Origin of the sequence: Afipia sp. Root123D2, assembly GCF_001425835.1 — a bacterium.
GTDB lineage: Bacteria > Pseudomonadota > Alphaproteobacteria > Rhizobiales > Xanthobacteraceae > Afipia.
The window spans coordinates 249,701-261,752 of sequence record NZ_LMDP01000002.1 but is presented as its reverse complement, the minus strand read 5'-3'; the positions used below and the strand labels follow the sequence as shown (position 1 = coordinate 261,752).

At 54.4% G+C, this 12,052-nt stretch carries 15 protein-coding genes; 7 read left to right on the top strand and 8 right to left on the bottom strand.

Annotated features, from left to right (window positions below; all coding sequences use genetic code 11):
- Positions 1–229: 229 nt before the first annotated feature.
- The 3 genes from ASC80_RS10405 (at position 230) to ASC80_RS24160 (ending at position 2,663) form a co-directional block, all read left to right on the top strand.
- Positions 230–979: a CBS domain-containing protein gene (locus ASC80_RS10405; RefSeq protein WP_056298685.1), complete on the top strand. Its 750-nt coding sequence runs from the start codon at positions 230–232 to the stop codon at positions 977–979.
- Between the two features lie 170 nt (positions 980–1,149).
- The gene (locus ASC80_RS10400) at positions 1,150–2,409 is read left to right on the top strand and encodes an MgtC/SapB family protein (protein WP_056296453.1); all 1,260 of its coding nucleotides are present in this window, start codon (positions 1,150–1,152) and stop codon (positions 2,407–2,409) included.
- An 86-nt stretch (positions 2,410–2,495) separates the two neighbouring features.
- Complete coding sequence (locus ASC80_RS24160) at positions 2,496–2,663, top strand: hypothetical protein (protein ID WP_200941180.1); 168 nt, start codon at positions 2,496–2,498, stop codon at positions 2,661–2,663.
- Positions 2,664–2,725: 62 nt separating this feature from the next.
- Here the strand turns inward: ASC80_RS24160 and ASC80_RS10395 are convergent, their stop codons facing one another.
- A complete protein-coding gene (locus ASC80_RS10395) occupies positions 2,726–3,553 on the bottom strand; it encodes a universal stress protein (RefSeq protein WP_056296450.1) in 828 nt (275 codons plus the stop codon).
- Positions 3,554–3,594: 41 nt separating this feature from the next.
- Positions 3,595–4,443 (bottom strand): universal stress protein, encoded by an 849-nt coding sequence (locus ASC80_RS10390; RefSeq protein ID WP_056298681.1) that lies wholly within the window; start codon positions 4,441–4,443, stop codon positions 3,595–3,597.
- Positions 4,444–5,288: 845 nt separating this feature from the next.
- Here ASC80_RS10390 and ASC80_RS10385 point away from each other — a divergent pair.
- A complete protein-coding gene (locus ASC80_RS10385; RefSeq protein WP_056296447.1) occupies positions 5,289–5,774 on the top strand; it encodes a potassium channel family protein in 486 nt (161 codons plus the stop codon).
- Positions 5,775–5,815: 41 nt separating this feature from the next.
- Here ASC80_RS10385 and ASC80_RS10380 read toward each other — a convergent pair whose 3' ends face one another.
- From ASC80_RS10380 to fixL, 5 genes are all read right to left on the bottom strand, one after another.
- Complete coding sequence (locus ASC80_RS10380) at positions 5,816–6,094, bottom strand: hypothetical protein (RefSeq protein ID WP_056296444.1); 279 nt, start codon at positions 6,092–6,094, stop codon at positions 5,816–5,818.
- A 62-nt stretch (positions 6,095–6,156) separates the two neighbouring features.
- On the bottom strand, positions 6,157–6,855 hold the full coding sequence (locus tag ASC80_RS10375; protein WP_056296440.1) for a helix-turn-helix domain-containing protein: 699 nt from the start codon (positions 6,853–6,855) through the stop codon (positions 6,157–6,159).
- A gap of 96 nt (positions 6,856–6,951) precedes the next feature.
- Positions 6,952–7,344, bottom strand: coding sequence for a response regulator transcription factor (locus ASC80_RS10370; protein ID WP_056298678.1), 393 nt, complete (start codon positions 7,342–7,344; stop codon positions 6,952–6,954).
- Between the two features lie 106 nt (positions 7,345–7,450).
- Positions 7,451–8,074, bottom strand: coding sequence for a response regulator FixJ (fixJ, locus tag ASC80_RS10365; RefSeq protein WP_056296438.1), 624 nt, complete (start codon positions 8,072–8,074; stop codon positions 7,451–7,453).
- Positions 8,075–8,077: 3 nt separating this feature from the next.
- Positions 8,078–9,598 (bottom strand): sensor protein FixL, encoded by a 1,521-nt coding sequence (gene fixL, locus ASC80_RS10360; RefSeq protein WP_056296436.1) that lies wholly within the window; start codon positions 9,596–9,598, stop codon positions 8,078–8,080.
- 266 nt (positions 9,599–9,864) lie between these two features.
- Between fixL and ASC80_RS10355 the strand changes: the two genes are divergently transcribed.
- Positions 9,865–10,062 (top strand): hypothetical protein, encoded by a 198-nt coding sequence (locus ASC80_RS10355; RefSeq protein WP_056296433.1) that lies wholly within the window; start codon positions 9,865–9,867, stop codon positions 10,060–10,062.
- Positions 10,063–10,154: 92 nt separating this feature from the next.
- Positions 10,155–10,580 (top strand): CBS domain-containing protein, encoded by a 426-nt coding sequence (locus ASC80_RS10350; RefSeq protein WP_056296430.1) that lies wholly within the window; start codon positions 10,155–10,157, stop codon positions 10,578–10,580.
- A 15-nt stretch (positions 10,581–10,595) separates the two neighbouring features.
- On the opposite strand, the gene ASC80_RS10345 is transcribed toward ASC80_RS10350, so the two are convergent.
- Positions 10,596–11,171 carry a hypothetical protein gene (locus tag ASC80_RS10345; RefSeq protein ID WP_056296427.1) on the bottom strand — a complete coding sequence of 192 codons (576 nt, stop codon included), beginning with the start codon at positions 11,169–11,171 and terminating at the stop codon, positions 10,596–10,598.
- A gap of 499 nt (positions 11,172–11,670) precedes the next feature.
- Between ASC80_RS10345 and ASC80_RS10340 the strand changes: the two genes are divergently transcribed.
- Entirely contained in the window at positions 11,671–12,045 is a 375-nt protein-coding gene (locus ASC80_RS10340) for a hypothetical protein (RefSeq protein WP_156464350.1), read from the top strand.
- Positions 12,046–12,052 lie beyond the last annotated feature (7 nt).

Sequence of the window (12,052 nt, the reverse complement as noted above, 5' to 3'; positions counted from 1 at the left end):
TGGCTCGATCTATCGGAGAGCCGGTCAATTTCCTGTGGGAACGTAAGGAGATTGAATTAGAATCAACTCCGATCTGACCGTACGAACTCCGGCGCGCTTCCGAAGGCGATCTTCTGCCAAAGATCTAAATCTCGAGCTCGATGATCAACGTCAGTCAGAGATTGATCTGCATCAAATGGTACGACTTGGTAATAAGTAGTTTTCCGATTCTGAACGGATGGAGTTCGTCATGCGTGCGCATCAGATTATGACTTTCGACGTGGTCACGACTTCGCCAGAAACGGACATCATCTATGCTATGCACACGATGCTACGGCGTCATATCAGCGGCATGCCGGTTCTCGACAACACAGGTAAACTGATCGGGATGGTGTCGGAGGGTGATTTTCTGCGTCGCGGCGAGATCAGCACCGAGCGAAGGCGCGGACGCTGGCTGTCGTTCCTTGTCGGTCCAGCCGGTCACGCCGCAGACTTTGTAAAGGAGCATGGCCGCAAGGTTGGGGAAGTGATGACTCGACGTGTCATTACCGTGAACGAAGATGCGTCCCTTGAAGAGATTGTTCGCTTGATGGAACGAAATCACATAAAACGTGTTCCGGTCATGCGCGGAGACCGTATTGTCGGAATCGTCACGCGCTCGAATCTTCTGCTGGCTGTCGCGAGTATGTCCGGTGAAATCCCGAATCCGGCAGAAAGTGACGATCGCATTCGAGAGACCATCATTCGAACAATTCAAAATAACGACTGGAGCCCGGTCACGCTAGAGGTCATTGTGAAAGACGGCATCGTGCATCTCAGCGGATTCGTAACCGACGAAAGCTTCCGTCAGGCCGCAATCGTTGCTGCGGAAAACGTCGAGGGAGTGAAGCTAGTCCACGATCATCTGTGCTGGGTCGAGCCGATGTCCGGCTTATACATGCAATCGCCTGAAGACCAGGAGCTATCGCAACAGAATGAGCCAAGTCGGGCGAGCGATTAGGTATCAACCAAAACGATACATGAGCACGCATTGGCGTGATGTGTTCGCGCTTCGCTGCGGCGTTTCGGCCGCACGATGCGCCTCCCTCCAAATCGCAGTCGATGATGACTCCAGAAGCGGCAATGAGTGCAAGATGGCTGCCAGCGGTGATCATGTGAGATCATAGAGATATGGATCAGGGTGAAATTTTTACGCGGCTCAGCGTCGCTTTAGCAATCGGCATGCTGATTGGTCTTGAGCGGGGCTGGCGCACTCGCGACGAGCAGGATCACCAGCGAGCTGCTGGGTTCAGGACCTTTGCATTATCTGGCTTTCTGGGCGGCGTGACCGGCCTCATTGGAGTGAAGCTCGGCGGTCTGTTCGTCGGTATCGTTTTTGCCGGTTATGCTGCGGCCTTCACCGCTTTTCATTGGCTTGAGGCCAAGGCCGAGCAGAACCTGAGTGCGACATCCGTCGTCGCCGGCATGATGACATTTTTGCTTGGAACCATGGCTGCGATCGGTGATGTGGGCGCCGCCGTAGCTTCGGCGGTTTCCGTAGCATGCCTTCTTGCGTTGCGAGAGTCGTTGCATGGCCTGATCGCAACCATCAAGTGGAAGGAGTTGCGAGCGATCCTCGTCCTGCTCGCGATGACGTTTCTGCTACTTCCGATCTTGCCTAATAGAACTGTCGACCCTTGGGACTCGTTCAATCCCTATCAGATATGGGCCTTCACGATTCTGATCGCTGCAACGTCATTCGTGGGTTACGTCGCTGTGCGCGTCTTCGGCAATCGGCTCGGCATTGTCGCAACGGCCATTGCCGGAGGTATGGCATCATCCACCGCCACAACTTTTACATTTGCACACCTGGCGCAAAAAAATCCAGGGTCGAGCCGAATTCTATATGCAGGTATTTTGATAGCCGGCGCGGTAATGATGATCAGGGTCGGAGTCTTTACGATCATACTAAATCAGTCATTGCTCCCGGATCTCTTGCCGGCGCTCGGCGCTGCTGCGACGGTGCTTTTAGCCGGAGCGGGGATTGGTCTTGTCACGGACGCAGAGAGAGACTCACCGAAGCTGGAGATCGAAAATCCTCTGGCGATCGGCGCGGCGCTCAAATTAGCCGTGTTCATGAGCGTTGTGACGATATGTGCAAAATTGCTCAGTGATACCTTCGGAAGTACTGGAGCGCTGTTCATCGCAAGCCTCTCCGCCATTATCGATGTCGACGCCGTTGCGGTTTCAATGGCCCGGCTTGGCAGCGATCCGGCTAATCAGAAAATGGCTGCTGATGCCGTCCTGCTCGCGGTGGCGGTCAATACGTTATCGAAAGTGGGAATAACGATCTGGGTTGGTGGAATAAGAACCGGGTTGCTCGTTGCAGGGGGCAGTGTCGCCGCTCTTTGTGCAGGAGGCGTTGTCGCCAGACTCTCTGCCGGAAGCTGATTTGGGCGAGTGACGCGCTTGAACTGGATCAATGTACCAGCGTCTCATCGGAGTACGATAGTTCAGTGCCATTTTATGAGGAAGACATGGCTTGGATCCTGCGCCTGCTTTTGTATATTGCGGCCCCCGTTACCGCATTGTTCGTGGCACGCGATGCCCTGAATTTTGGCTTCGTGCAGATGATGGTGACAGCGGTCCTGCTGACCGGGTTGGTTGCCATCTTTGCATTTTGGCCCCGCCGCCGAAAGCTATAGCAGGATAGCGCTGCTCACCCAGGATAATCATCTGCGGAGGCAATGGGCCTGAGGCCGTGAAGCTAGTGCGACATGAAGACCGGTGCGGTCATGGATGAAAGGATTGTGCGCGTAGCGCCTCCCAGCACAAATTCCCGAAATCGCGAATGTCCGTAACCACCCATGACGATCAAGTTAGCGGAACAGTCGGCGACGTGAGAGAGGATCGCGTTAGGGACATCAATGTCCGCCACCGGCACACTTTCAATATCAACGTGGACACCGTGACGTGCGAGATGTTTTGCCATTTCGACGCCTCGGATTTCATCGTCACCAGAGGTCTTTTCATTGACAACGATAAAGAGCTCTGTGCTTTTTGCGCGCTTCAGAAACGGCATCGCATCGTTGATCGCTCGCGTCGCCGCTCGACTTCCGTCCCAACAGCACACGATTTTTTCGAGCTTCAATGGCTCTTTCAGAAAGTACGGCACAACGATTATCGGTCGTCCGGAATCGAACAGCGTTGCCTCGATCAATGTTTCATTGATGATGCCTGCATCAACGTCGGTTTGCATTATGACGCTTAGATCGAACCGTCGCGCCATTGTTGAGAAAAGAATCGACGCTGCAACATGTCTGGTCACCAGCCGATGCTCGAAGGAAATGCCTCGGCGTGTGGCGGCCTGTTCGAACCGTTTGACCGACTGCCTTGCGGTCTCCTCGTTCTCCGCGAGAATTTTTTCCATCAGGTTAGCTGGAAAGTCAGGCATCATGACGGTAGGGATATCCAGGCCCGCCATTCCGACGCCCGCTAGATGAGATTCAAACTCTTCAGCTATCGAAATGGCGTAATCGCCGACGCCATCGCGACTGGCATCTTGCTCTATATTCAGGATGATATCCTTGATCATGGTCGATCCCTAATCTGGTCGTTTGGTCTACAGGTTAAGCGCTAGTGTGAAAGGAAGGTCGGCACGGGAGGCCGCAGAAGCATGCTTCTGGTGGCGCCGCCGAGCACGAATTCGCGGAAACGCGAATGGCCGTAGGCTCCCATCACCAGCAGGTCGCCGTTACGCAGTTGAATGTGGGATCTCAGAACCGTCCCGATATCCCTCCCGGCGGCATCCACGACGTCGAGGATGACTTCCACACCATGCCGAGAGAGGTGTTTAGCCAACTCAACGCCCGATCGCTTGGTGTCGATAATCTTCTCATTCGTAACAGTCAGAATGAAAACCCGCTTCGACTGTTTCAGGATTGGCAACGCATCGGCCACCGCTCGCGAGGATTGCCGACTGAAATCCCAAGCGACGATCACGTTGTCGAATGATTGTGTCGGCTTCGGCGAAGGTTCCGGCGGCAACGCGATGACGGGACGTCCGGAATCGAAGATGAGCGTTTCCGCATACCATCTCTCGTTACCGTCCGTATTCGTCATCGGCACTACGGTTAGATCCCGCAGACGCGCGTAATCAACCAATACGTCTGGCTCATTGGCGGTCGAACATTTTTCGAGGATAGTATCCTGAAGGACATTTTGGCGTTCGGCAGCGTCCTGGAATCCCGCCAGAACGTCTTTGGCGTTGGCCGCACTCTTCCGCAACTCGGCCGCGACCATGGCAGGGATGTTGAGCAGCGCGGTTCCCAACGGGCTTGCCGGCGCGGGTACTCTGACTTCGCAGGCTATCGCCGAGACGCGTGCACTGAGGGCGACGGCTACTTGAACTGCATCTTCGATGCTCGAGTTTGGAGTGCGCTCAGGGTAAGTCGTTAATGCGACTAGAACGTCCTTGAATGACATCATCTACTCCTAACACCATAAAAATTTTATCGTTTCCACCGGCTGTCGTGTTGATCGATCTCAGTATGCCGATATTCCGATGTGGGCCTCGCCCAAAGTAATCCGTTCCTGGTAACTCGTGCTCAAGCGTCAAGCCGAGCCGCATTCACTCCGAACTGATTATCGTCCGGCGAAACCTGTCTCTTGTCAGAACGGCCTGTGCTTCGGGTGTCGATGTTTCTTTTGCACGCCGTTGCGGGCTCGAAGGCCAGCCCAGATAAAAGCGGCCGCAAATACAACAAACAAGACCACTAAGGCCGTGATCGGTACGATCGATCCATCTATGAGCATGCGAGCTCTCCCAATCTTGCGGACAAATGAATAGTACCTGCTTTGCAAGAGCCGCTGTTGATGAAGATCAACAAACGTCCGGTCCGGTCCTTCCGGCAGCACTTCGCTGGCACTCGACCGGACGCGATCTCCAGTATATGTTCGGAGACCGTAATTCGCATGAAATCAGCATTGTGAGGTCGGCTGCATATTCAAGATCAACTTTGCACGCGTCGCCGCCGTAGCTATCGCTTGGTTTTCTTTAACAAGACTTGCTCTCGAAGGAATTGCCGAACTCTGTTCAGAGACAATGACGCCGTCCGCGAGACGCCGTCGCCCCTGTGAATGTGATGCGGGTTCTTCTCTTCGGCCGCCGGCTAACGGTCGGTGAGCTTATGGAACGGAGATATAAAGCTGTTAACAGTAGCGTCCGGATCGTCGACCAGATAACACCGCTGAGGGTGACCCGCATTGGTCCGTGGGAAATTTGCGGCAAGTGGTAAGTGAAGTTATCAATTTGCTGGAAGGTCTGCGCTATGCTCCAAGCCCTCGTTCTTTCTACGCTTTTGGTGGCGTCATGTATTATCATACACTACGAAGCGTTGAGAGTTATGTCGATCGTGATTCCGGCACTGAAGATTGCTGTTCGCTTGAGGGTTCTTCTTGTGGTGATGGGTTGCTTTATCGCCCACACGATTGAGGTATGGCTCTACGCATTTGCGTACTTACTTCTTGAAATCACAGGACAGGGTTCGCTCAAGGGACATGTTGAGGAGAAATTCGCTGATTTCCTCTATTTTTCCGCAACGTCTTATTCGACGCTGGGAATCGGAGATGTTTATCCCACGGGCGTATTCAGGCTCATTTCAGGTATTGAAAGCATCAACGGTTTGTTTCTCATCGCCTGGTCAACGTCATTCACGTATTTCGTCATGGACCGTCTATGGCCTCTACACTCTGAGAAAAATACTCAGCGTCATATCAACCATGATGAGCATCATAACAAAGACGATGACGGATAGTTAGAAAGGCGTCGAATTCCCTTCAAGTCCAAGGAGGCGATTCACGTCATGGTGAGCTTGTCATGGGATGCGCGACTCCATGTGTGCTTGCAAGGGACGGTCGGGGGAGCAGACTGTTTGAGGTCAGGATGGTCGCCTGCCAAATGCACCACCTCGACGCAGTCAATGTGCAGGCGCTCGTCGTCGATCAGCCCCTTGGCGAGGACACGTGCCCGAGACGGACTCTCCGACTGAATGTCGACCTGACGCTGAAGACACCTGAAGCTATGGCCGTCCGAATTCAGCAGGTCCTTGTAGAAGGAAACGCGATAGATGCTCATTCAGAATTCCCATCCTTGCGTAACTCGATCACGGTCCGATCGATTTCCAAGATGAAATGGCCTCAGGCGTCCATGGCCGCCGCCAGCTGCTGACGATTACGAAGCATGATCTGCCGGGCACTTGAAAATGCGAGGACGCCTTGGTCGCTGAGCTGTGAAAGCGCCCGCGAGATCGTCTCCAGCGTAAGGCCGAGATAATCGCCAATATCGCGACGGCACATTGGAAGGGCCATCATGCCGGCCTTGGCGAGCCGACGGTCCATTTCAAAAAGAAAAGTAGCAACACGTTCCATGGCTGTCTTGCGGCCAAGAAGCAGCATGTGATCTTCCGCATGCCGCAGGTCGCCTGCGGTCATGGTCCAGAGATTGTGGGAAACCTGAGCGTTCGATACCGCTGCCGCTTCGAGGCTGCGGCGTTTCAACAGGCGTACTGTGGTGTCGGAGATCGCTTCCGCGGTAAGACGATGGGATGAATCGAGGTCGAGGCCGAATACGTCGCCGGGCAAATGGAACGCGCCGATTTGGCGCCTTCCGTCGCTCAGCAGCTTGTAGGTACGAACCGCGCCACGGATTACCTGGTAGAGGTATTCGGAAGGCTCGCCTTCTCCGTAGATTTCTTCTTCTTTCTTGTAGGAAAATTCGCTCGCGATCACTCCCGAACACCGAGCGATTATGCTGAACTGGTCAGCCGATTCAGTCATTGTGGCGCGCGTTGCGCTGAAAACCCTGGCTGCCGGCGTGGTGGTCATCTGGGTAAGCATGTCGCCATCTCCTCAATGTGGGATGGCTTGGTGTACCGGGAATGCCGAGGTCAGAATATTTCGGTCGATATCCTAAGGGGTGCCACCTAAGGGCTGTTACGGAGGTGACCTGCCCGAGGCCTCAGGACCTGGCAAAGACGGACCGATAGCGCTTCGAACGCATTCCAACAAGCTGTTCTGGAGATCGGGCTTTAACAGCACCTGCTGCACCCCGGCTAAGCTCGCTTTCGCCAGGATGTTGTCGTCCGGATAACCCGTAATCAGTACGATCGGCGTTGTAACGTGCATATCTCGCAGCCTTTTGGCGAGTTCCAACCCGTCGATTCCCGCCATCTTGTAGTCCACCACAAGGCAGTCTGCGTCGTGATCGCCCGAGAGTTCGAGCAAAGCGGATCCGCTGCGGAACGTCCGAACGTCGAATCCCTCAGTTTCCAAGAGGAAACGCAACGATTTCAGGACGGCAAAGTCGTCATCGATGACGTAAATCATCGACCTTTTGGGCTGAGGGTTGCTCTTGGTTGGGCCGGGCCGACCCTGAGGGACATTTATCATCGGGAAAGAGTAAACGGGTTCACCTGAACGGAATTGACTTGGCTCAATCCTTGAGAACGCCCGCGCGAATTGCAAACCTGACTAGTTCCGAAAGGTTTCCAGCCTGCATCTTGGTCATCACGTTGGCCCGATAGACCTCTATCGTGCGCGGGCTGATGTCGTATTGCCGTGCGATCATCTTGTTTGACTGTCCGGTCACTAGACCCTGCATGACCTGGCGTTCTCGCTGGGTGAGGGAGGCGACCCGCTCGGCCATTTCCGCGAAAATCGTTTCGTTCTTCGACGCGCCTTCGTTCTGCAAAAGGGCAGTCTCGATCATGCCAATCAGTCGCTCATCGTTGAAAGGCTTCTCGAGAAAATCGAGAGCGCCAAGTTTCATCGCCTCGACGGCGAGCGGAATATCGCCGTGACCCGTCATCACGATGACTGGAAGCTTGGGGCGCGCTGAGATTGGAACCAACTGCCGCAGCAGTTCCATGCCGTCCATGTTTGGCATGCGAATGTCCGTAATCACACAGCCGAATTCCAGATGCGGTAGCTCGCTTAAAAAGTCCGGCGCGGACTCGAAAAGGCGCACGCTAAAACCTGCCGCGCTCAGCAGGAAATCGAGGGAGTCGCGCATCGCTGGATCGTCATCAATGACATAGACCTTAGCGTTCCGCGACATCACTTACGTCCTTGGCTGCGCAGCGGGTAAAGTAAACCGAAATGTGGCGCCGCCGGCTGAATTGGTCTCGGCCCACAGCCGGCCGCCGTGGGCTTCGATAATCGTCCGGCTAATCGACAGGCCGACGCCCATACCGGCTTCCTTCGTCGTGAAAAATGGCTGAAATAGATTCGCATGGGTCTCGTCACTAAATCCATGCCCGGTGTCGGAAATCACAATTTCAATCATATCATCCGCTGTTTGATAATTTAAGGCGGTCAGTTCGCGATGCGTCGATGTGGCCATCGATTCTAGTGCATTGCGGAAGAGATTGACCAGAACCTGCTGAATTTGAACCCGGTCGGCGAGTACGAGATCGCAGGTCGGATCTAAGTTGAAACGCAGGCTTACCCCCTGTTCGCGGGCGCCGGTCAGTCCGAGTGCCCCAGCCTCTTCGAGTAACTTCGAGAGACTCTCGATGCGCTTCTCTGAGTCTTCCCGCGCGACGAAAGTTCGCAACCGCCTGATAATATCACCCGCGCGGATGGCTTGCTCCGCAGCACGATCGAGAGCAGCGTCGATCTTCGGCGCATTAACATCGGTACTATCCACCAGCAGGCGGCGCGATCCCTTCATATAATTGCTGATAGCCGAGAGCGGCTGATTAAGCTCATGAGCAAGGGCCGATGCCATCTCGCCCATCGCGCTAAGACGTGACATGTGCACGAGCTCTGATTGCAGTTCCAGCAATCTTGCCTGAGTCTGTTGCTGTTCGGTCAAGTCGCGGACAAAGCCCGTAAAGTAGGGCTGTCCGCCGGATTGCATCTCGCCGATGGTAAGGTACATCGGAAACGTGGTGCCGTCCTTGCGCATGCCGCTTACGATACGGCCGATTCCAATAATGCGCCGCTCGCCCGTGGCCAAGTAACGCGCGATGTAACCGTCATGGCGGCTGCGGTCTGGCTCCGGCATCAGCACGCTGATATTTTTCCCGATCGCTTCAGGCTCCGTGTAGCCGAATTGCCTCTCGGCGGCGCTGCTGAAGAACTGCATGATGCCATGTTCGTCAATCACGATCATCGCATCGGGGACGGTATCCAAAATCGAGCGAAAGTGCTTTTCTCGGGTTCGCAGGGCTTCCTCGAGGCGCTTCTGATGATCGATATTGATCACGATGCCGCTCAGCCGGGTCGGTTTACCGTCCGGTCCCTTGACAATAGCCCCTAGCGTCCGCACCCAGTGACCGGCATCCGTATGGCGGTGGACCCGGTACTGAACGTCGAAATTGCTTCCGGTCTCGATCGACGCCTGGATAGCCTTCGCGGTGCGGTCGCGATCTTGCGAATCCATGAGAGAGAGAAAAAAGTCGAAGTCGACCGGTGTGTCCGGTGCGACTCCGAAAAGCCTTCGCGTCGTATTCGACCAGATCAATGCCCGGGTCGAAAATTCGAAGTCCCAGGTTCCGACACCGGATCCCTCGATGCCGCTACGCACGTTCTGGTCGAACGGATCCTGATTTAGGAATGGTCGGTCGACGTCGATCATGCTCCGCCTTTTTGGCTCCGCGTAACCGCTGGCTGCAACGCCCGGCACCAGATGTCGTCTGAAGCGGGATCAACCCATACCTCGTATCCGATCCAAAGCAAAGAAAATGCCCCCGTTTTCAAACTAACAGCATTCCTCAAATCTGCGGTCGGCGAAAGCGGCCATTTTGATCTAGGTCAGGGCCGATGCGGAGCTACCCCTTACGATGGTCTCGCACAGGCATGGTGTCCATACGGCATCCTGCCCCAGGGCATAGAGAGCAGAATATGAATTACAAAACCGTGATGGTCAGCCAAGCGCTGGACCGGCCGAACGATGCCTGCCTCGCGGTGGCTAGCGATCTTGCCGAGCTCTTTGAGCCATGGCAGTGCAGCCACGGCATTCTGGCGAACATCGTCGGTCCTGAAGCCGACGGCGTCACCGCCACTGTTGCGGCGCAGCCCGACGGGCGCTTTCGCGAATGAATTCTCGGCAGGGTCATCCATCATCTGGCGAAGAACCTTTCTCAATCTACGTTTCTATCTCGTTGACGAGGCCGCGATGAAAGGGAAACGCGATGCATAGATTTCTCGAGGCGAGCGCTGGCGACTATATGACACGAATAGTTCGGACCGTGCTCCGCGAAACCACCATGCGCGACCTTCAGAAAATGTTTGATGAGGTCGATTTCAACTGCTTTCCGGTCCGCGACAATGATGAGATTGTTGGCCTGGTAACAAAATTCGATTTCTTGAAATGTTTTGTTTTTACCCCAGCCCGGATGGTTCCAAATTATGATGAATTATTGTCACGGCGCGTCGCGGAGGTCATGACAACTGAATTCATCTATGTCGACGCGGGGACGAAGCTGACGCGGGTTTTGGAACTCATGGTGGATCACCGGATGAAGAGCATTCCCGTATTGAATTCCGAGCAGCGCCTGGTAGGCATCATCGCGCGGGAAGATATCATGAAAGCACTGGCGGGCAGCGCACGCAGGTAGGCTGCTGGTGCGGGTCTAGAGTTCCTCCCGTGCCTTTTCGTTGCGTTTGCGAAAAGTGTCAGCATCGCCGAACTCCGCGAAACGGTTGTATCCTTCATGTTCCGCAATGATGCGTCGGGCGTGCTTGATCGGGCACCAATATTGTTCGGTGCGGCCCGCGATCTCGCGAGCATAGGCCAGAAGGCCATTCCCATAAGAGCAATAGGCGCAGTTAATCTTTTCAAGCAGATTCAGATAGGCCAGATGATGTCGGTCGAAAATCAGATAGTCGCTGCGTTTGACTTTCTCGATTCCATAGACCGGAAAGCAAACGGCCTGATAGATGCTGACGAAAATATCCAGCAGTATGAAAGGTACAATCAGAGAGTAGATGACGGGGGCTGTGACGATGTGCATCACGTCGGCGTTAAAAACATAACGAGCGAGATTTACCCGAAATGCCTTGTGAGCACGCAAAACTTCCTGTTCGAAGCGCGCTCGACCGCTATGCAGCGTATAGTTGAGGTTAGCGCGCCCGATTGCCAGCTCTGCCTCAAGCTGGCTCTGGAGCGATTTTATCTGCTCGACAAGCTGTTCGATGGATGATGCCATTCCGGGAGACTTCCACTCGGCAGTGGCGGCGTCAACGGGCCAATTCCACTGGCCTTTACCATCTCAGTGTATTCTGGTGATTCTAGGTACGTCCCGGACATCGGTTCGACCCAACATAGATGATCGTGCCTGTCTTTCGGCGTCTGGTTGCCGACCGGATTTGGTGTAAGTGAGCCCCCGGGCACCGAGCTATCACGGCCGCAGGAAACGCTTTGCAGCAATTGAGATTGTCGCGATCTTTCGCCGGGTTTTGATGTGGGACAACGTCATCGCGAATGCGAATGCATTGGCTACGCTTAATTAGCTTAGTAAATGCACCCGGAAATAATCTCCGCGCCGTAGCTGCCGAGGAGCTGGCTTCGTCATGTGGTCCATGGAGAATAGTTCATGACGTATTTGCGCGTACGCCACGACTTCGATCGAATCGATTTGATGTAGCTCAACGTGCGGTCTGGAGACGGAATGTAGAATTTGAGTGAGATCAAAATTGGAGGTCATCATGTCTATGCCAGAGTTGTCGGGAGTGACTGCAGCGAACCCAGGGCAGGCAACGGGGGAAGTTGCATCTCAGATGACCGAAGCCAATCAGCGCATCTCCAATTTCATGCTTGGTGTACAGAAGTTGATGCTTGAAGAGTTTGTTTTCCTCGGCAGTGAATTCTTGGATCGGACGCAGACCGAAATGAACTTGTTCTCAGAATTTGTCTCGAAAATGGCCGGCGCGCATTCCGTCAAAGGTATCAGTACGATGTACGAGGAATGCCGCGAGCATCAGCTCGAATTCATTCGTCGTGATTGTGATCGGATACTCAAGAATAGCGAACATGTCATTGACGCCGCTTCGGACTTGTTCAAAAGCCATCCGCTGAACTGATTAGCCC